Raw genomic sequence first — 19,755 nt, 5'->3', positions numbered from 1 at the left:
CTACACTACCATTTTTCATGGACGGTTTAAAAGACAGGAGAGCAAATGAAAGGATTACTACGACCATTAGAATCAACAATTGAATATCAAAACCTGTTGCAGGGGTTGCAAAAAGGCTTTACCCAGCAGATGGTGTTCGGGCTGTCCGGTTCCCAGCGCAGTTACCTGTTTGCCGGGCTGGCAGAGGCCGGTGGGCCGGTTTTGGTGGTAACCCCGGGGGAAGCCGAAGCGGGTGTCCTGGTGGATGACTTGACTTCCCTGCTGCCGGAAATGCAGGTACAGCTCTTCCCGGCGTGGCAATTGCTGCCCTACCAGGTGCTGGCTCACAGCAATGAAGTACTGGCCCAGCGGCTGAGGGTCCTGGATAAACTTACCACAGGGGAACCCGTGCTGGTGGTGACCTCGGTGGAAGCCTTGTTAAGAAGGCTGGCGCCGCCGGAGGTGTTTCGGCGGTTCACCCTGGAACTCTCCCTGGGCCAAAGGGTGGACCCGGAAAAACTGCACCGGGACCTTGTGGAGCTGGGCTACGAGAGAGTGGACCTTGTAGAAGGAAGGGGGCAATTTTCCAGCCGGGGCGGCATTACCGATATTTACCCCATGACCGCGGCCAATCCCATCCGTATCGAGTTCTTTGATGACGAAGTGGATTCCATCCGTCATTTTGATGCGGCCAACCAGCGGTCCCTGGATAAATTAAAGCAAATTCGCATTACACCCTGCCGGGAACTGGTGGTTACCCCTGAGGCCTGGCAGCGGTGTGAAGAAAACTATGAACTGGAATACAAAAACCAGTTGAAGAAATTACAGCGTTCCGGCTCGGTGGACGCGGTGCACCAGCTTTCTTCCCAGGGGGCCATGGTGCTGGAACAAATCCGCCGCAGAGTACCCTTTGCGGGGATGGAACAGCTTCTTTCCTTCTTTTATCCCCGGCCGGTGACTCTGCTGGACTATTTCTCTGAGCAGCCCCTGCTGCTGGTGGATGATCCCGTTCGCTGTAAAGAAGTGGCGGACACCATCCTGAAAGAAAGAAACGAGACCTATACCGACCTGCTGGGCAAGGGCAAGGTGCTGCCCGGTCACATCAACAGTTACCTGGAATGGCGCCAGCTTTTGGCCTCCATGGAGCGGCTGCAGGGGATCTACTGTTCCTTTTTGCCACGGCATCCCCAGTATTTGCGACCGCAAAACGTTGTCAACTTCCCGGCCAAGGCCATGCACAGTTTTCTGGGCCATTCGGAGGTGCTGGCGGATGAAATTCGTCACTGGCGCCGCCGGAACTATGCGGTGGTCCTGCTGGTGTCCGCCGAAGAAAGGGCGGCCAACCTGCTGAAGCTGTTAAAGGATGCCAGGATCGATGCCTTCCGGGTCAAACAACTGGATAACGAAGTGCGGGAAGGCAACGTAGTGATTACTGTGGGCCAGTTGGCCAACGGCTTTGAACTGATTGCCGCCCGCCTGGTGGTCATTACCGATGCGGAAATCTTCGGCCAGCGCAAAAAGGCCCGCAAGCACCGAGTCAGGCGGGATGCCAGGATGGAACCCCTGGCGGACTTAAAGATCGGCGATTATGTGGTGCACGTGAACCACGGCATCGGCCGCTACCTGGGCGTGATCACCCTGGATATCGGCGGCCTGCAAAAGGATTACCTACAGGTGCAGTACGCCGGGGAAGACAAACTCTATGTGCCCACCGATCAAGTGGGGATGCTGCAAAAGTACCTGGGGGCGGAAGCGGACCATCCTAAGCTTTCCCGACTGGGCGGCACCGAATGGGCCAAAGCCAAGGCCAAGGTACGGGAAGCGGTGCGTGATATGGCCCGGGAACTGCTGGAGCTCTACGCTTCCCGCCAAACCGTTAAGGGCTACGCCTTCTCCAAAGATACGCCCTGGCAGGCGGAATTTGAAGCGCTGTTCCCCTATGAGGAAACGCCGGACCAGCTGAGGGCCATCGAAGAGGTAAAACGGGATATGGAAAAACCCAGGCCCATGGACCGCCTGCTCTGCGGCGACGTGGGCTACGGAAAAACCGAAGTGGCTTTGCGGGCAGCCTTCAAGGCGGTCATGGACAACAAACAGGTGGCGGTACTGGTACCCACCACCATCCTGGCCCAGCAGCACTACAACACCTTCCGGGAGCGATTTGCCAACTACCCGGTACGCATTGAGATGCTGTCCCGCTTCCGGACGCCCAAAGAGCAAAGGCAGGTGCTGGCAGGACTGGCCACCGGAGAAGTAGACATTGTTATCGGCACCCACCGCCTGGTGCAGGACGATATCTTCTTTAAAGACCTGGGTTTGCTGGTGGTGGATGAGGAGCAGCGTTTCGGGGTCATCCACAAGGAAAAGCTCAAGCAAATGCGCAAGAATGTGGACGTGTTAACCCTGACGGCGACCCCCATACCCCGTACCCTGCACATGTCCCTGGTGGGGGTACGGGATACCAGCGTGCTGGAGACCCCGCCGGAGGAACGTTTCCCGGTACAGACCTACGTGCTGGAGGAAGACCCGGTCTTGATACGGGAGGCCATCCGGCGGGAGCTAAACCGGGGCGGCCAGGTTTACTTTGTGCACAACCGGGTTATGGATTTGGACCGGCTGGCGGGCTGGCTGCAGGGCCTGGTGCCGGAGGCTCGCATCGGGGTGGCCCACGGCCAGATGAAGGAAGATGAATTGGAACAAATGATGCTGGAGTTTATGGACGGCGCTTACGATGTCCTGGTTTGCACCACCATCGTGGAAACCGGCCTGGATATTTCCAATGTGAATACCCTGATTGTCAAAGATGCCGATCACTTTGGTTTGGCCCAACTTTACCAGCTGAGAGGCAGGGTGGGACGGACCAATCGATTGGCCTATGCCTATTTCCTGTTTCGGCGGGATAAGGTGTTGACGGAAGTCAGTGAGCGAAGGCTTTCCGCCATCCGGGAGTTTACCGAGTTTGGCTCCGGCTATAAAATCGCCATGCGGGATTTGGAAATCCGGGGCGCCGGCAACATCCTGGGGGCCCAGCAGCACGGGCACATAGCCGAAGTGGGTTTTGAACTGTACTGCCGTTTGCTGGAAGAGGCGGTCCAGGAGGCCCGGGGTAAGAAGGTGGAACAAGTGGTGGACACCTCCATTGAACTTCCGGTGGAAGTTTACATCCCCGACACCTATGTGCCCGACGGCAACCAGAAGGTGGAACTTTACCGCCGTCTGGCCGCCATACAGGACATTGCGGAACTTTCCGATCTGGAAGAGGAACTGGTGGACCGCTACGGCGATCTGCCCGAGAGTGTCCGGTGTCTGCTGCTGGTCACCAAGTTAAAGATTACGGGCAGGGAATTGCGCATCAAGAGTATCAGCCGCACCCAGGGCAACTACAGACTGTTATTTGCCCCCGATGCGCCCCTGGACGGGGAAAAGCTGGTGGCTGTCAGTGAGAAATATAAGAACAATGTTAAGTATCACACCTCCCCCGAAGGATTTGAAATTAAACTGATGAGCCGGGAAAAGGGTGAAATCGGGCTTAGAAAACTGGAACAATTACACACTTTTTTAGGCCGGCTGAAATAACTTGCCGGCCTATCCTTATCGTTGTATAATGGCGGTATCATGCAAAAGGGGGACTTTGTGGTGAAAAACAAATTTTTTCGTGTGGGCCTGCCGTTGCTGCTCAGCCTGGCCTTGTTCTTGACAGGCTGTGCCAATAACAAAGCCAATGTGGCGGCCATCGTCAACGGGCAAGAAATTACCCGTCAGGAACTGGACAAGCGGGTCAATGCAGCTGCCAAACAATTCGGCATTGATTTAAATAGCCAGGAAAATAAGGAAATGAAAGCTCAAATAGAGCAAGGTATTTTAGACGAATTGATTGAACAAAAACTGATTATTCAGGAAGCCGAGAAGCAGAAATTAATGCCTGCCAAGGAAGAAGTTGACAAAGAGCTTAATGAAATTAAGGCCAGCCTGGGTAAAGAAGAAGACTTTAAAAAAGCCCTGGAAGAGGCCAAAATGACCGAGCAGGATGTCAGGGATAATATTGTTTTAAAACATGCCTATACCAAGCTATATGAAAAGGTAACCGCCGATGTGAAGAAACCCACCGAGGAGGAAATTGTCAAATTTTATAACGAGCATAAGGATATGGAACCCATTGGGACCCCCGAACGCTTGGAAGTAAAGCATATGCTGTTTGCCGTTGACAGCAAGCTGCCCAATGTGCCTAAACGTACTGACAAGGAAGCGCTGGAGGCGGCTAAACTGGCTCTGGCCGAAGTAACCCAGAAGGGGCGCGATTTTGCTGCGGTGGCCAGAGAACTGTCCGATGACCTGGGAACCCGGGAGAGCGGCGGCAGTTATACCATTGACAGGGGCGCCGGCACCACCGACCCGGCCTTTGAAAAGGCTGCGGCAGCCCTGAAACCCGGTGAAATTACCAGGGAACCGGTGAAAAGCGCTTACGGTTATCACATTATTAAGCTGGAAAAAATCCTGCCGGCTACTCAGAAGTCCCTGGATGAAGTCAAGGGTTCCATTGCTGCCCAATTAGAGGGCGAAGCAAAGCAGGCCAAATTTTCCCAGTTCATTGACGGTTTGAGAAAAAATGCCACGATTGAGAACAAAATAGCCCCAAAAACAGGGGATTCGTCAAAAAAATAGATGAACAACCAAAACCCGAAAATAAAGTTCTAACGATGGAAAATTATGAATAACACCATCCCTCCCGTTATATACTATCAGTGAAAGTTAATCCGCGTAGATTATGCAGAAAAAGGAGGGAAGGAAACTCATATGAAAGCAACGGGTATTGTTCGTCGTATTGACGATTTAGGTCGAGTGGTTATACCGAAAGAGATCAGGAGAACATTAAGGATTCGTGAAGGAGACCCCCTGGAGATTTTTGTGGATAGGGAAGGTGAGGTAATTCTTAAAAAATACTCTCCCATCGGCGAATTAGGGGATTTTGCAAAGGAATATGCCGATTCGTTATACGAAGCCCTTGGTCATATTGCTTGCATTGCTGACCGGGATACCATCATCGCCGTGGCCGGGGCTCCGAAAAAAGAATTTATCAACAAACCCATAGGCCCCAATATTGAGAAAGTAATGGAAGAGCGGAAGGCTGTTATCATTAATAATCCTGGCAACGATCCTCACTGTAAGGAATGTGGCATCACGGAGGACGGCGAATGCAAATATTCTTCAGAAGTTATTGCACCTATCATTTCTGAAGGAGACCCAATCGGTGCAGTTATCCTGGCCTCCAAGGATCCGGATGTAAAGATGGGGGAAATGGAACTTAAACTGGCCGAAACTGCCGCCGGTTTCCTGGCCAAACAAATGGAACAATAATTAATTCAAGATGTAACGGGCCGAACAGGCCCCTTTTTTTGTCTATGGGATATTCCTTTGGGGTCTGGCCTTCAGCCCTCATTTTGGCTTACAGGTATTACCTGGGGCCTTGCTATCAGTCTTCCGCTGTCTGCTTTTTATAGATATTTCAGGAAACCGGTTATACAACTCTTGACAAAGGTTCGGGGACAGCTTACCATTGGCTGATGGCTACCCATCTCAGAAAGGTAGGAGATAGAAATGGACAAGTCTATCATAATCGTTGGTCTGGGGCCCGGTGACCCGGGGATGATTCCCCTGCAGGTCTGGGAACTTCTCAACGCCGGCATGCCGGTTTACCTGCGTACAGCAATTCACCCCACCGTGGCATGGTTAAAACAAAAGGGCCTGTCCTATCGTGCTCTGGATTACCATTACCAGCAAGGGGAGACCTTTGAAGAGGTTTACTTGAACATTGCCCGGGAAGTGTTGGCAGCTGCCCGGGAAGGGCCGGTTGTTTATGCTGTTCCCGGTCACCCGATGGTGGCGGAAGAATCTGTCCGCCTGGTTCTGGATCTGGCTGCCCGGCAGGGCATCCCAACCAGGGTGGTCCCGGCCATGAGTTTCCTGGATGCTTTGTCTGCCACCCTGGGATTGGATCCCTGCAAAGGGTTGCATATCGTTGATGCACTGCGGTTGGATGAACAGCAGCCGGACCCCGGGGTGGGAACCGTTGTGACGCAGGTTTACGACCGTATTACAGCCGGAGAGACCAAACTCAACCTGATGGAGGTTTACCCGGACGAGCACAGGATTACCGTGGTAAGGGCGGCGGGAATTCCGGGCGAAGAAAGGGTTGCACAGGTGCCCCTTTATGAACTGGACCGGTTGCCCTGGATTGATCACCTGACCAGCCTTTATATCCCGCCGTTAAAGGAGGCGGCGGAAGGAGAAGGGACCCGGCCTGCTGCTGGGGAACCTGTGGGCGCCGGCGAGGATGCTGTCTACACCTGTTGCTTTCCTCTGGACCCTTTGGTGGAAGTGATGGCGGCCCTGCGGGCGGAAAACGGCTGTCCCTGGGACAGGGAACAAACCCATCAAAGTCTGAAACAGTACCTGATCGAAGAAGCCTATGAAGTTATTGAGGCCCTGGACGAAGGGCAAATGTATAAAATATGTGAAGAATTGGGAGACTTATTACTACAAATCGTTTTTCATGCACAAATTGCCAGTGAAAACAAACAATTTGACATGAACGATGTGGTCAATGCCATCACTGAAAAAATGCTGAGAAGGCACCCCCATGTTTTTGGCGCCGCCCATGTTAACAACAGCCAGGAGGTATTGATCAACTGGGATAAAATCAAGGCCCAGGAGCAGGGAGAACAGGCGAAAAAACAGTCCTGTCTGGGGAATATCCCCCGGGCATTGCCCGCTTTGCTGCGGGCCGAAAAAGTACAAGCGAAAGCAGCCCGGGTGGGTTTTGATTGGCCGGATCACACCGGCGCTGTGGACAAGGTCAACGAAGAATTGAAGGAAGTGCTCCAGGCTCTGGAAACCGGACAAGCCCAGGCGGTGACAGAAGAGGTGGGGGATCTGCTTTTTGCCGTGGTGAATTTGGCAAGACTGCTGCATGTGGACGCAGAGGGGGCATTAAGCGGCACAACCGACAAATTTATCAAAAGGTTTCAGTATATTGAGCAGCAAGCCCGGCAAAGGGGGCAGGAGCTTTCACAGTTGCCCCTGGAGCAAATGGACCGGTGGTGGGAAGATGCAAAAAAAATCATAATTTGAATGAAAATAGCAGGAAAAATTTGTTTTTAGGGGAGGAAAACCCAATAAAATAGAGAAATAGCAAATAGTTATTCTGATATCGAGGAGGGTCCTTATTTGAACAAGGCCGAACTGATTTCTGCCGTAGCAGAAAAAACCGAACTGAGCAAAAAAGATGCTGAAAAGGCTGTCTCTGCGGTATTAAGCACCATTGAAGAAGCTCTGTCCAGGGGAGATAAAATTCAACTGGTAGGCTTTGGCACCTTCGAATCCAAGCCCCGCAAAGCCCGTGAAGGCCGCAACCCGCAAACCGGGGAAACCATCCAAATTCCCGCCACCAGAGTACCTGTATTTAAGGCCGGCAAAGTATTAAAGGATGCCGTGAGCAACCTGCCTGTAGAATAAACGCTTTGTATTTTGGAGGGACTTGTGGTTTGCGACTGGATAAGTTTCTTAAAGTTTCCAGAGTAATTAAACGTCGTACCTTGGCCAAGGAAGTCTGTGACAGCGGTCAAGTGCTGGTAAACAACCGTGTCGCCAAAGCAGGTTTGGAGGTTAAGCCCGGTGACAAGGTTAAGATCAATTTTGGCACAAGGAAACTGGTGTTTGAGATTCTGGAAATCAAAGAAACTATTCCCGCAAAAGAGGCGGCCGGTCTGTATAAAATTATTGAACAATAATTTTTGGTAAGCGGAGGACACTTCCCCCAAGGAGGTGTCCTTGTTATTTTTCACATATTTTTGATTCGGGATGAAGAAAATAAGACAAACAATGAAAAACGGAGGGATTTACCTTGAGAAAATGTTGTTTGTCTGTCCTTGCATTGGTCCTGGTGATGGCCTTCCTTGCCCTGGGCTGTCAGCCCGCCAAAAAACCCGATGTCACCAACCGGGAGAGGAAATATGACTCCGAGCCGACCATTAGTTTGTATGATAACGAGACAGGACAAAAGAAACAAATGAAGTTGGAGGAATATATCGCCGGCGTGGTGGCAGCAGAAATGGAGCCCAGCTGGCCGGTCAATGCCCTGGCTGCCCAGGCCATATTAGCCCGTACCTTTACCATGGAGAACATTGAATCCGGCCGGGTGAAAAAACTGCATGGCACAGATGTATCCACCAGTGTGGAAGAATCCCAGGCCTATGACCCTTCCCGGATCACGGAAAATGTCCGGCAGGCGGTGCAAAAAACCAGAGGCGAGGTTATCACCTATAACGGCCGGTATATCAAAGCCTGGTTTTCCGCCAGCAACGGCGGCAAAACCGCCAGCGCCGCCGAAGGATTGGCTTACTTTAAGACACCCACCCCTTATATTAAAGCCAATATGAACGACCCTGCCTCTATTCAAAACACCCTGCCGGAAATCCGTCAGTGGACAGCTACCATTCCGGGCGCCAGGGTACGGGAGGCGGTAAAAAGCATCTCCGGTAAGGATCCCGGCCCCCTGACATCCGCCGCCATCGCCAAGAAAGGCCCGTCGGGGCGTACGGTTCAATTAAAGATTAACAATACAGTGGTGGGAGGACCCGCCTTCCGCCTGGCAGCAGGCAGCACCGAAATCCGTTCCATGTTTTTAACCGGTGTATCCGTTCAGGGAGGCAACCTGGTTCTGACCGGCAAAGGCTACGGCCACGGCGTGGGTATGTCCCAGTGGGGCGCCAAAAACATGGCTGAAAAGGGCATTTCCCCCGAGGACATCATTCGGTTCTACTTCAAGGACATACGAATTGAAAAGTTGTATCCATAGACTTTGGGTTTTTTTTTTCGGTTCAGTCCTTAGACTAAAGGGTATTCCTTGTGGGTCTTGTTGTTAGCAGTGCATTACTAACAACAGGACCCTATATTGTTGCCCAAAAGGCTACCAGCAGAACCCCAAAGAAATACCCTAAAGGCTAACAGGCATACCCAACAGCCTGCCGGCATATATTTTACCGTGGAATTTTACCGTGGTCGAAGTCCGCTGTGAACGGAGGGGTACTGTGGAAGAATACGGAAAGCATATTTTAAGCATTGAAGGACGCAAAAAATTAAAATTAGAGGGCGTCCAGCATGTGGGGAGTTTTGATGAACAGGAGATTACCCTGGACACCAATATGGGGTTTTTGCAGTTGAAGGGAGAGGGGATGCACATTACTCATCTGAACCTCGATCAGGGCAGTTTGGTGGTGGAAGGATTTATTAACGGCCTGGCATATATGGAGGGCCGGTCGGCCAAAGGCACCAAGGCCAAAGGAAAGGGCTTTATTAACCGGTTACTTAAGTAGTTGTCAAGATTATATGTTGAGCGGGACATAAGAACCGCCGTTCTCACCTCTCAAAAAGGTGGTGCAGCAATTGGTTCCCTTGATGGATCAGTTTTATTATTTTGCGTTAACCATTATCATTGGTATGGTGGCAGGCTTTTGTTACGACCTTTACAGGGTTACCAGGGGGACTTTAAGGCTGCGCAGGATCGGAACTGCTCTGGGGGACCTGTTATTTTGGTTTGTGCTGACAGGGGTTGTCTTTGTACTGCTCCTGTTGGGCAATTGGGGTGAGGTCCGATTGTATGTGTTACTGGGTCTGGCCCTGGGGGCGGTTATTTATTTAAGTGTTTTCAGCCGTCGTACAACCTCAATGATCCGGTGGACATTCAGAGCCCTTCATCAACTTTGGGTTTGGTTCATAAAGAGTCTTTCCTTTGCCTGGCGTATGCTATGTCTTCCCTTCAGGGGGGTCTATTTACTGGTGGCCCTTCCCCTCGGGTTTGTGGCGGGTGTAACGGGAAAAGTCCTGAAGGGAACCGGCACGGTTCTCAATAAGTTGCTGGGTTCGCCGGGTAGGCGAATAAAAAAAGGTTTTAAAAGACGAATATCTTCGATATTTCCGATTTTTGAATACAAAGACCCTGAATAACAGGACAAAAGTCCTGTTTTCTCCTTTTTTGGGGGAATCTATTGTACTGTTTTTTTGCCCGCCGGCAGGAAAAAAAACCAAGCTTGTAGTAATTTTGTAGTATTAATGTAATAAATTTGTACACAACCTGTGAATAACTTGTGGATAACATGTGGATTCCGGACGGGGGTTGGACAAAGTGCAGGTGGAAATAAGAGGAGCAGAGAAACTCAGCTTCCGGGAACGCCAGGTGGTAACCCTTAAGGAAATGGGTTATTCCACCGAGAAGATTGCCGCTAAATTAAAGCTGAGCCCCAGTTCCGTGGCCACTTTGTATAACAGGGCCCGTTCCAAAGGATATCAGGTTGTCATTGTGATACCGGGACAGAACCTGGGTTTGTTTGACCCCGAGGATGAGGAGGAAGTGGGCGAATGATTTCCACAGGAAAAGGTAAGGTGACAGAACTAAAGCTGCACCGGGAAAATAAAGAACAGGGCGGAAAAATTCGGCGCCGCAGTGGAAGAAGTAAACTGGTGCTGATTCTTTCGGTTGTGGTTGTGGCATATGTTGTTTTTTCCCTGGGCAACCAGTTTAAAAAGCTGCAGGCCATGCAAAGTAACATGGAGTCCCTGCAAAGCCAGGTACAAGAACTAAAGAGCAGGAATGCCGCGCTGCGGGAGGAAATTAAGCAAATCAAGTCTGATTCCTATGTTGAACAGGTGGCCCGGGAACAGTTGGGATTGGTGAAACCGGGAGAAACTCTGGTGGTGCAGGCCCAGTCCCAACAGGAAAACAATAAAAAACCGCAGCCCGTTCCAGCAAAGGAAAACAAACCACAGGGTGAGGGTTTTAACGTAAAATATAAGAACATCTATGACTGATTGGATCATTCATATTGACACCTCTTGTACCGTTACAATATACTTTTATTAAGAATGTTTGGCTTGCCAATTAAGGAGGCACTTGCAAGTACATGTCGTTGGAACAAGGGAATATTGTAGAGGGTGTTGTTACCAGCATTACCAATTTTGGGGCCTTTGTAGAGTTGCCGGGAGGCCGGACAGGGCTGGTGCATATTTCTGAGGTTGCTGAAGTATATGTCAGGGATATTAATGAATTTCTTAAAGTAAACGACAAGGTAAAGGTCAAGATTATTTCGGTGGACCCCAAAGGAAAGATCGGGTTGTCTCTAAAGCAAGCCAATCCTTCTGCCAACAGGGCTCCCCGCAGACCCAAATTTGAACCCTCCTTTGAAGACAAACTGGCCAAATTCATGAGAGAAAGCGACGAACGGTTGTCTGACCTGAAAAGGCAAACCGATTCTAAAAGGGGCGGTCGCGGCGGCTCCAGATACTAAATTCAACTGCGTCATGATAAGCATTCTCTGTTGAAGGGAATGCTTATTTGTATTTAGGGCAAGACTCAGGGGGACGGTTCTCTTGAGTCTTTTGTCGATAATTTCTAAAAGGTGCTTGGCACTTCCGATGGCTGATGGCCAGAAAAAGTGTAATGTTTTGCAGAAAAGGTAACAGACAGAACGATGCTAATAGAACCATACTAGATCAGTTGGGAGGAGATACAGTGCTTCTTGCCGGCATTGATATCGGGACCAATTCAACAAGGTTTTTGTTGGCCGAGGTGAACGGTGATGCGGTTCATGCCGTGAAAAGCGGCCTCATCACCACCCGCCTGGGGCAGGGGATCAATCATGGCCGCCTGCTGCCCGAGGCCATGGAACGAACCGTTGCAGCTATTGAGGAGTTTCTAAAACAGATACGGCCCTATCATCCCTACGGCATTGTTGCCGCTGCCACCAGCGCCGTCAGGGATGCAGCCAACCGGGAGGAATTTCTCCGCCTGGTGCAGCAAAGAACCGGGCTTAAAGTGGTTGTCCTGTCCGGTGAAAAGGAAGCGGCCGCCAGCTACCGGGGGGTGCTGGCGGGCCTGCCTGTTGCCGGGGATTCCACCATGGTGCTGGATGTGGGAGGCGGCAGTACAGAAATGATTTGGACCGGACCGGATGGGCTCCGTTATGTCAGCCTGCCCGTAGGGGCGGTAAGAATGACCGAAGGAGGACATACCGAGGAACAAATCAGAGAACTTCTGGCCCCCACCCTCGGAGAAATCAAAAACCGCCAGAGGGAAGACCTGGCCCTGGTGGCGGTGGGGGGGACTGCCACCACCCTGGCAGCCATGTCTTTGCAGTTGGCCCAATACCGGCCGGAACTGGTTCACGGCTATCAGCTGACTTTGCCGGAGGTTGAACGACTGCTGTCCCTGCTGGTGGCAGCGGGATCCGAAGGGAGGAAAAAAATTGTTGGCCTGCAGCCGGAGCGCGCCGACATTATTCTGGCCGGCGTCATTATTGTGAAAATTGTTCTGGAGACCCTGGCGCTTCCGTGTTTAACGGTTTCCGAGAGCGATATCCTGTACGGTTTGGTGTGGGAATTAGGGCAGCAGTTGTCGAAACAAAAATTGGAATAACCTACCAATAATGACAGATATTTTCCAATCCCTGTACTATAATGGAGCCAAAGCGACAAAGCAAGGGGTTGGAAAGGTTGTTTGATCGCATTGATGTCTATACATATCACAGGGCTGGGCAGGGGTTACATGCAAAGAAGGGACCTCGTGCCCGCCACAGTGCATTCACCGGCAAAAAAACAGAAAGCAGGGCCGGGAAAGCTTCTTTGGCCTGGGCTGGACGAGCCCTGGCCCGGGAGAATCTCCTTCTTTGTTTGGCGGGTTTCTTTTTGGGACGGGCGGTGCTGCTGGGAGAACTGTCTCCCTTCGGCGTCAGTTTCCTCTGCGCGGCCACCTGGACCTTCGGAGCCATGCCGCTGCCGGTGTTATCAGTTATACTTGGTCTCTTCACAATCACCGGCGGCGTTCAGTTTTGGAGTTCGAGCGCCACTGTGATGGCCGGGTTTTTTATCCTGTTGTCCGTGAAATCCCAGGTCAACCGGCCCTGGCTGGCGGTTCCGGGGGTTGTGGCGGTCACCATGCTGACCGTTAAGAGCGTTTTTATCAGTGTGCAGGGACCTGCCCTCTATCCTTATATTACAGCAGGCTTTGAGTCTGTTTTTGCCGGCGTGCTCACCTTTTTGTATTTACAGGCATTAACCCCCTTTGCCCGGGGAAGTCTGCACAGGACCATGTCCGGGGAAACGGCCTTTTGTTTTTTGGTGTTGCTGGCGGGTATTATTGCCGGAACCGGGGGTCTGGCATATGAAACTGTTACCCTGCGGGGTGTCATCAGCCGGTTTGTCATTTTGCTGGGCGCCCTTACAGGAGGTGCCGGGGTGGGGGCTGCCACCGGCGCGGTGGTGGGTGTGATTCCCGGCCTGGCCTTTGTGGTGGCTCCGGTCATTGTGGGCGCCTATTCCTTTGCCGGGGTTGTGGCAGGGGCTGTGCGGAACTTTGGCAAGTTGGCCGTGGCCGGGGGATTTCTGCTGGGCAATATCATATTAACCATTTATGTTTCTGATTATGGCGACTTAAAAGGTGTGCTGGCAGAGACGGCCATCGCCACCCTTCTGTTTCTGTTGTTTCCTGCTGGTCTCCAGGAAAAGATTAAAGAACACCTCCCCGGGTTAAACAGGGAGGCGGTCCCGACAAGACCTGTGCAGGACACCCGCCTGAGGGAACTGACGGTGGACCGGATCCGCAACTGGGCTTCCGTTTTCAACGAACTGTCAAGGAGCTTTGAACAGGTCTCCACCACGGTGCAGCAAAGCCAGGAAGGGCAAGGTCTGCAGCAATTGTTTTCAGAGGTGAGCAAAAAGGTCTGTGACGGGTGCGCCCTCTACCGGACCTGCTGGGAAAGGGACTTTTACCGTACCTGTCAAAATATGCTGGACATGCTGTCAATCGTAGAACTGCAGGGTAAAATCACCATCGACGATCTTTCTGAGGATCTTAAAAAACGCTGCGCCCGGTTGAAAGAAATGTCCATCACCATCACCTGCCTGTACGAGACCTACAAAGTGAACATCTACTGGCACCGGCGCCTGTTGGAAAGCAGGGAATTGGTATCAGAACAGCTGAAAGGCATTGCTCAAATTATGGAGAACATGTCCGGTGAACTGGAATTTGATGTGGAGCTGGATGGGGAAATTGACGAGGCCCTGCGCTACCGGTTTGACAGGCTGGGCATCCCCATAGAAGATTTGTATACCCTGCATAAAGAAGACGGCCTGATGGAGATAGGCGTGGTGAAGCAGGCCTGCCAGGGAGAAATGGAGTGCCGCTTTACCGTCGCCCCGGTGGTGTCGAAGGTGGTGGGCAGGACCTTCAATGTGGCCAGCACCAATTGTCAGTTGAGGGAAGGCGAAGATAAATGCAGCTTTAAACTGTACCCTGCCTTAAAATACAACCTTTCCATCGGTGTGGCAAAAATCGGCAAAGACGGCAGTTCAGTTTGTGGGGACAGCCACTCCGTCCTCCAGTTGAAGGAAGGTCGCATGGCCCTGTTATTGTCCGATGGCATGGGAACAGGCGCTAGGGCCGCCAAAGAAAGCAGCACCGTCGTGTCCTTGTTGGAGCACTTGCTGGAGTCCGGTTTTGGTCAGGATTTGGCGGTCAAAACGGTCAATTCCATCATGATGCTGCGGTCAGCGGAAGAGACCTTCTCCACCGTGGACCTGACGGTGCTGGACCTCTATACGGGCAACGCCACCTTTTTAAAGATTGGCGCGGTGCCCAGTTACATCGTGCGGGGACGCCGGGTGGGGATCGTTAAGGCGAATTCTCTGCCGGTGGGCGTGGTGGAAAATCTGCAGTTTGCTTCCGTGAACAGGGCGCTGGAAGAAGGGGATCTCCTGGTGATGGTCAGTGACGGTGTTTTAGATGCCTGCCGGGGCGCCGATGCGGACCAGGACCAATGGATGACCGTCATTCTGCAGAACCTGGGTAACATGGGCGCCCAGGAAGCTGCGGAGGTCATCCTGCAGTCGGCCCGCAATGCTGCCGGCGGTCGAATACCGGATGATATGACAGTCATCACCGCCCGGCTGCAAACTTCCCGGGAATCGTCTGTGAGAGGTTGAGTTGAGAACACTCAGCCTCTCTTGCTTTTTTGTTAGCTGACCTTGGGGACTGCCGCAATTGCTGCCCTGTGCGGGGGCAAAACCGGCCATGGGGGGGCGGGGTTTTTCCGTTTAAAGGAATATTCAGCCCCCTTTGGAAGGAGATTATTGGCAAGTGTTGAACATATTAATATAGAAAAGTGAGGTTGAGGAGATAGTCTATGGAGGTGTTGGAAAGGGTTCGCAAAGAAATTGCCCGGCATAAAATGGTTGAGCCGGGTCAATTGGTTATCATAGGGGTTTCCGGCGGACCGGACTCCGTGGCGCTGTTACATATGTTCCATGTTCTGGCAGGGGAACTGGGAATATCCCTGCACGCTGCTCATTTGAATCACCTGTTCAGGGGAGAGGAAGCCAGGGAAGATGCCTCCTTTGTCAGGGAGTTGTGTTCACGGTGGGGCATCCCCTGTACTGTTGAGGAACGAAATGTCCCTGCCTATGCCCGGGAAAAACGTTTATCAGCTCAGGTAGCAGCCAGAGAAGTACGCTACCAATTTTTTTATGATGTTCTGCAGGCAACCGGAGGCCAAAAAATTGCCCTGGCCCACCATGCCAACGACCAGGCGGAGTCGGTTTTAATGAATTTTTTGCGCGGTGCGGGACCTGGGGGGTTATCCGGTATCCCGCCGGTCAGGGATAATCTTATTATACGACCCCTGCTGAGCATCCGGCGGCAGGAGATCGAGCAGTACTGCCGGGACCAGGCCATTCCTTTCCGGACAGACAGCTCCAATTTAAAGACCCTTTACCGGAGGAATAAAATAAGGCACCGGTTGATTCCCTTGCTGGAGCAAGAATATTCACCGGGTTTGGTGAATATTTTGGTGCGAATGGCGGAACAGGTCCGCAGTGAAGATGAATTTATGGAGGACCTGGCGCGCCATGCTTACAGACAGGTCCTGCTTTTCCAAGGAACCGCCGGCCTGGAGCTTGATCGAACCGGGCTGGCCCGGCAGCCCGTTGCCCTGGCCCGGCGAATTATACGAATTACCTGGGAAAATATCCGGGGGTCCAAACAGGACCTGACCTTTGATCACGTAGAGAACCTGGTGGAACAGTTAAGGGGGGGCGGACCGGAACGGGTTTGGGAGCTGCCTGCCGGCATTCGCGTCCGGCTGTCCTATGACAGGGTGGCATTTTTGGCAAGGGGGCCGGAGCAGCCCGCTGCTTTACAGACCTATGAGCTCCCCGTCCCCGGCAGTGTAGTCACGGAAACGGGGATAAAAATTACCAGCCAGGTGATCAGGAGAGAGGATTTGACCTGCAGTCCCGGGGAGTTGTCTCCCAACCGGGCAGTTCTGGACTATGCCAGGGTAACCCTCCCTCTCATGGTAAGATTTAGACGGGAGGGAGATGTGCTGATTCCTTTCGGGTTGGGTAAAAGGGTAAAGTTAAAAAAGATGCTGATTGACCGCAAGGTACCCAGGCACCTGCGTGATAACATTCCTCTGGTGGTGGAACAAAAAACAGGAAGAATTTTATGGGTTGCCGGCATCCGAATGGCCGACGGTGTGGGAATCGGTGACGCCACGGAAAAAGTGATTCTACTGAGTCTGGAAAATGGGCATGATAGTAATACGCAAATTGATAACAACTAACTCTTGTGGTAAAATATTGATTATGTTGGGACTTGGGCTTTGCAGGGAGGAGTGACATTTTTTGAATAAGGTTCTTAAAAACCTTAGTATTTATCTGTTGATTGTACTGGTTATCATATTTTTAATTCAGTTCACAGGCGAAAAAAAGACCACCGTTGTTCCGCTGCGTTATGATGAGTTTATCACCGCCTTGGAACAAAATAAAATTCAGTCTGTGGAAATGACCACTGACAAATCCACCAACATGATTACCGGCAAGTTTAAAGACGGCCGGGATTTTCAAACGAACGGTCCCATTTTGGACCAATCGTTAATTCCTTTGCTGATGGAGAAAAACGTCCAGTATGAGCAGGTTCCTCCTCCGGAACCGTCGTGGTGGAGCGGTCTCTTAACCACCATGCTGCCTATCCTTATTTTTGTGGTGCTTTTCTTCTTTATGATGCAGCAGAGCCAGGGTGGCGGCAACCGGGTCATGTCCTTTGGCAAAAGCAAGGCCAGGTTACATACGGACGAAAAAAGAAAAGTAACCTTTGAAGATGTGGCAGGAGCGGACGAAGTCAAAGAAGAACTGGCAGAAATTGTGGATTATTTGAAAAATCCCAAAAAGTTTAACGAGATCGGCGCCAAAATCCCCAAAGGGGTGCTGCTCTTCGGACCTCCCGGTACCGGTAAAACCCTGCTGGCCCGGGCCGTGGCCGGTGAAGCTGGCGTTCCCTTCTTTTCCATTTCCGGTTCGGATTTTGTGGAAATGTTTGTGGGCGTCGGCGCCTCCAGGGTCCGCGATTTGTTTGAACAGGCCAAAAAGAACGCCCCCTGCATCGTGTTTATTGACGAGATTGATGCCGTGGGACGCCAGCGGGGCGCCGGCCTGGGCGGCGGCCATGACGAGCGTGAACAGACCCTGAACCAATTGCTGGTGGAAATGGACGGTTTCAATCCCAACGAAGGCATTATCATCGTGGCGGCCACCAACCGTCCGGATATCCTGGATCCCGCGTTGCTGCGACCCGGTCGTTTTGACCGGCAAATTGTGGTGGATCAACCGGACGTCAAGGGCAGAGAAGAAATCCTCAAGGTCCATGCCAGAGGAAAGCCTTTGGAAGAGGATGTCGATTTAGAAGTGCTGGCTCGCCGGACGCCGGGCTTTACCGGAGCGGACCTGGCGAACTTGATGAACGAGGCGGCCCTGCTGGCAGCCCGTTTCGGCAAGAAGAAGATCGGCATGCGCGAACTGGAAGACTCCATTGAAAGGGTCATTGCCGGTCCGGAGAAGAAATCCAAAGTGATTTCCGAAAAGGAAAAACGGTTGGTATCTTATCACGAAGCCGGCCATGCTCTGCTGGGGTACCTGTTGCCCAATACCGACCCGGTGCATAAGGTTTCCATTATTCCCCGGGGCCGGGCGGGCGGTTACACCCTGTTGCTGCCAAAGGAAGACCGCTACTACATGACCAAGTCCATGCTGCTGGACCAGGTGGTGATGCTGCTGGGCGGCCGGGTGGCCGAAGATGTAGTGCTGAAAGAGATCAGCACCGGGGCCCAAAACGACCTGGAGCGGGCCACCGGCATCATTCGTCGCATGATTATGGAATACGGTATGAGTGAGGAACTGGGTCCCCTCACCCTGGGCCATAAACAGGATACCCCTTTCCTGGGCAGGGACATCGCCAGAGACCGCAACTATTCCGAAGAAGTGGCCTACGCCATTGACCGGGAAGTGCGCAAGATGATGGATCAAGCCTACAGCAAAGCGAAGGCTTTGCTGACCGAGCACAGGGCTACCCTGGATAAGATTGCCGGGGTATTGATGGAAAAAGAGACGATCGAAGCAGAGGAATTTGCTCAACTGATGCGGGAATCCGGATTGGAAAAACCGGTTATCGCATAAAAGGAAATGCTTACCAAGCATTGGGACATCCGGGGACATGACAGAAAAATCTTTAAAATGAAGAGTGTGCCACTCAGGGCACACCTCTTTTGTATCAAGAGGAGGAAAACAGATGGAACGCACTTATTTGATGGTCAAGCCCGACGGAGTTCAACGGGGATTGGTGGGACAAATTATCAGCCGTTTTGAGCAGAGAGGCTACAAAATTGTTGGTTTGAAAATGATGCAAATTTCCCGGGAAGTGGCGGAAAAACACTACGGGGAGCATGCAGGGAAACCCTTTTTCCAGGGACTGGTTGACTTTATAACTTCCGGCCCGGTGGTGGCCATGGTGGTGGAAGGAAAGGATGTTGTGGCCACCACCCGTGAAATGATGGGCGCCACCAACCCCCTGAAAGCCGCTCCCGGCACTATTCGTGCCACCTTTGGGGTAGATGTGGGACGTAACGTCATCCATGGTTCTGATTCATTGGAAAGCGCCCGGAGGGAAATTGCACTTTTCTTCCGTCCGGAAGAATTGGTGGACTACGGGCGCGCCATTGACGCCTGGATTTACGAGTAAGTTTATACATTCTTTTCTCCAGTTTAAAAGCTGGAGATTTTTGTTTTGGGATAGAATAGTAAAAGATGTATATATATACAAAAAATACCATAGGGGGATTGTTGGGTGGAATTAAAAGTAGGGTTAACTCATGAAACGAGCATTACGGTGGAAGACAGCAATACAGCCATCGCCTATGGCAGCGGCGGGGTCCGGGTGTTTGCCACCCCTGCCATGATTGGGTTGATGGAAAAAGCCGCCCTAGAACTGGCGGATCAATATTTGCCGGAGGGACAAACCACCGTCGGGACCCTGGTGAACGTCAAACACACCGCCGCCACGCCCGTTGGCATGAGGGTGGTGGCCCGGGCGGAATTAATTGAGATTGACGGCAAACGCCTGGTCTTCAAGGTGGATGCAGCGGATGAAGCAGGCCCCATCGGTTCCGGCACCCATGAACGGTTTATTATTAACCTGGAGAAGTTTCTGCAGAAAGTGGAGAGCAAGCTTACGGGTAGAGCTTAAGTGCCAAGTCTGGGCTTTGGGGTATTCCTATAAGTCCCGTCTGGGCTTACGGGTCTTTCTTTAAGGGCCTGCTTTTAAGATCCTGCTTTTAAGATACAGGACCTTAGAGGCATACCCTTTAGCCCAGACTGGACCCCAAAGGTATGCTTCCTAGC

General features: G+C 52.0%; 18 protein-coding genes. All 18 read left to right on the top strand.

Annotation, left to right across the window (positions count from 1 at the left end):
• The first annotated feature begins 45 nt into the window (after nucleotides 1-45).
• Entirely contained in the window at nucleotides 46-3,555 is a 3,510-nt protein-coding gene (mfd, locus tag BUB67_RS12410) for a transcription-repair coupling factor (protein ID WP_073239745.1), read from the top strand.
• Nucleotides 3,556-3,615: 60 nt separating this feature from the next.
• Nucleotides 3,616-4,641: a peptidylprolyl isomerase gene (locus tag BUB67_RS12405; protein ID WP_238457050.1), complete on the top strand. Its 1,026-nt coding sequence runs from the start codon at nucleotides 3,616-3,618 to the stop codon at nucleotides 4,639-4,641.
• A 132-nt stretch (nucleotides 4,642-4,773) separates the two neighbouring features.
• Complete coding sequence (gene spoVT, locus BUB67_RS12400; protein WP_008412147.1) at nucleotides 4,774-5,334, top strand: stage V sporulation protein T; 561 nt, start codon at nucleotides 4,774-4,776, stop codon at nucleotides 5,332-5,334.
• Nucleotides 5,335-5,574: 240 nt separating this feature from the next.
• Nucleotides 5,575-7,107, top strand: coding sequence for a bifunctional methyltransferase/pyrophosphohydrolase YabN (gene yabN, locus BUB67_RS12395; protein WP_073239743.1), 1,533 nt, complete (start codon nucleotides 5,575-5,577; stop codon nucleotides 7,105-7,107).
• A gap of 78 nt (nucleotides 7,108-7,185) precedes the next feature.
• Entirely contained in the window at nucleotides 7,186-7,491 is a 306-nt protein-coding gene (locus tag BUB67_RS12390; protein WP_274377243.1) for an HU family DNA-binding protein, read from the top strand.
• Between the two features lie 29 nt (nucleotides 7,492-7,520).
• A complete protein-coding gene (locus BUB67_RS12385) occupies nucleotides 7,521-7,766 on the top strand; it encodes an RNA-binding S4 domain-containing protein (RefSeq protein WP_073239741.1) in 246 nt (81 codons plus the stop codon).
• 155 nt (nucleotides 7,767-7,921) lie between these two features.
• Complete coding sequence (locus BUB67_RS12380) at nucleotides 7,922-8,833, top strand: SpoIID/LytB domain-containing protein (RefSeq protein WP_073239757.1); 912 nt, start codon at nucleotides 7,922-7,924, stop codon at nucleotides 8,831-8,833.
• A gap of 232 nt (nucleotides 8,834-9,065) precedes the next feature.
• The gene (gene yabP / locus BUB67_RS12375; protein ID WP_073239740.1) at nucleotides 9,066-9,350 is read left to right on the top strand and encodes a sporulation protein YabP; all 285 of its coding nucleotides are present in this window, start codon (nucleotides 9,066-9,068) and stop codon (nucleotides 9,348-9,350) included.
• A 70-nt stretch (nucleotides 9,351-9,420) separates the two neighbouring features.
• Complete coding sequence (yabQ, locus tag BUB67_RS12370) at nucleotides 9,421-9,981, top strand: spore cortex biosynthesis protein YabQ (protein ID WP_073239739.1); 561 nt, start codon at nucleotides 9,421-9,423, stop codon at nucleotides 9,979-9,981.
• Nucleotides 9,982-10,159: 178 nt separating this feature from the next.
• On the top strand, nucleotides 10,160-10,396 hold the full coding sequence (locus BUB67_RS12365; RefSeq protein ID WP_073239738.1) for a helix-turn-helix transcriptional regulator: 237 nt from the start codon (nucleotides 10,160-10,162) through the stop codon (nucleotides 10,394-10,396).
• On the top strand, nucleotides 10,393-10,842 hold the full coding sequence (locus BUB67_RS12360) for an FtsB family cell division protein (RefSeq protein WP_073239737.1): 450 nt from the start codon (nucleotides 10,393-10,395) through the stop codon (nucleotides 10,840-10,842). Before BUB67_RS12365 ends, BUB67_RS12360 begins: the two co-directional genes overlap by 4 nt.
• Nucleotides 10,843-10,934: 92 nt before the next feature.
• Nucleotides 10,935-11,318: a S1 RNA-binding domain-containing protein gene (locus BUB67_RS12355; RefSeq protein ID WP_073239736.1), complete on the top strand. Its 384-nt coding sequence runs from the start codon at nucleotides 10,935-10,937 to the stop codon at nucleotides 11,316-11,318.
• Between the two features lie 224 nt (nucleotides 11,319-11,542).
• Nucleotides 11,543-12,445 carry a Ppx/GppA phosphatase family protein gene (locus BUB67_RS12350; protein ID WP_073239735.1) on the top strand — a complete coding sequence of 301 codons (903 nt, stop codon included), beginning with the start codon at nucleotides 11,543-11,545 and terminating at the stop codon, nucleotides 12,443-12,445.
• A 77-nt stretch (nucleotides 12,446-12,522) separates the two neighbouring features.
• Nucleotides 12,523-15,009 carry a stage II sporulation protein E gene (gene spoIIE, locus BUB67_RS12345; RefSeq protein ID WP_073239734.1) on the top strand — a complete coding sequence of 829 codons (2,487 nt, stop codon included), beginning with the start codon at nucleotides 12,523-12,525 and terminating at the stop codon, nucleotides 15,007-15,009.
• A 200-nt stretch (nucleotides 15,010-15,209) separates the two neighbouring features.
• A complete protein-coding gene (gene tilS, locus BUB67_RS12340; protein WP_073239733.1) occupies nucleotides 15,210-16,646 on the top strand; it encodes a tRNA lysidine(34) synthetase TilS in 1,437 nt (478 codons plus the stop codon).
• 61 nt (nucleotides 16,647-16,707) lie between these two features.
• The gene (ftsH, locus tag BUB67_RS12335; protein WP_073239732.1) at nucleotides 16,708-18,534 is read left to right on the top strand and encodes an ATP-dependent zinc metalloprotease FtsH; all 1,827 of its coding nucleotides are present in this window, start codon (nucleotides 16,708-16,710) and stop codon (nucleotides 18,532-18,534) included.
• A 112-nt stretch (nucleotides 18,535-18,646) separates the two neighbouring features.
• Nucleotides 18,647-19,096, top strand: coding sequence for a nucleoside-diphosphate kinase (gene ndk / locus BUB67_RS12330; protein ID WP_073239731.1), 450 nt, complete (start codon nucleotides 18,647-18,649; stop codon nucleotides 19,094-19,096).
• A gap of 105 nt (nucleotides 19,097-19,201) precedes the next feature.
• The gene (locus BUB67_RS12325; RefSeq protein WP_073239730.1) at nucleotides 19,202-19,600 is read left to right on the top strand and encodes a thioesterase family protein; all 399 of its coding nucleotides are present in this window, start codon (nucleotides 19,202-19,204) and stop codon (nucleotides 19,598-19,600) included.
• Nucleotides 19,601-19,755: the final 155 nt, after the last annotated feature.

The organism is Desulforamulus putei DSM 12395 (assembly GCF_900129195.1).
Lineage (GTDB): Bacteria > Bacillota > Desulfotomaculia > Desulfotomaculales > Desulfotomaculaceae > Desulfotomaculum > Desulfotomaculum putei.
This window is presented reverse-complemented; position numbering and strand designations above follow the sequence as displayed.

What these genes read in the sequence shown, in the direction of transcription:
- spoVT (WP_008412147.1), top strand. Translation starts at nt 4,774, where the DNA reads ATGAAAGCAACGGGTATTGTTCGTCGTATTGACGATTTAGGTCGAGTG.
- ndk (WP_073239731.1), top strand. Translation starts at nt 18,647, where the DNA reads ATGGAACGCACTTATTTGATGGTCAAGCCCGACGGAGTTCAACGGGGA.
- yabN (WP_073239743.1), top strand. Translation starts at nt 5,575, where the DNA reads ATGGACAAGTCTATCATAATCGTTGGTCTGGGGCCCGGTGACCCGGGG.
- BUB67_RS12360 (WP_073239737.1), top strand. Translation starts at nt 10,393, where the DNA reads ATGATTTCCACAGGAAAAGGTAAGGTGACAGAACTAAAGCTGCACCGG.
- BUB67_RS12380 (WP_073239757.1), top strand. Translation starts at nt 7,922, where the DNA reads ATGGCCTTCCTTGCCCTGGGCTGTCAGCCCGCCAAAAAACCCGATGTC.
- tilS (WP_073239733.1), top strand. Translation starts at nt 15,210, where the DNA reads ATGGAGGTGTTGGAAAGGGTTCGCAAAGAAATTGCCCGGCATAAAATG.
- BUB67_RS12355 (WP_073239736.1), top strand. Translation starts at nt 10,935, where the DNA reads ATGTCGTTGGAACAAGGGAATATTGTAGAGGGTGTTGTTACCAGCATT.
- mfd (WP_073239745.1), top strand. Translation starts at nt 46, where the DNA reads ATGAAAGGATTACTACGACCATTAGAATCAACAATTGAATATCAAAAC.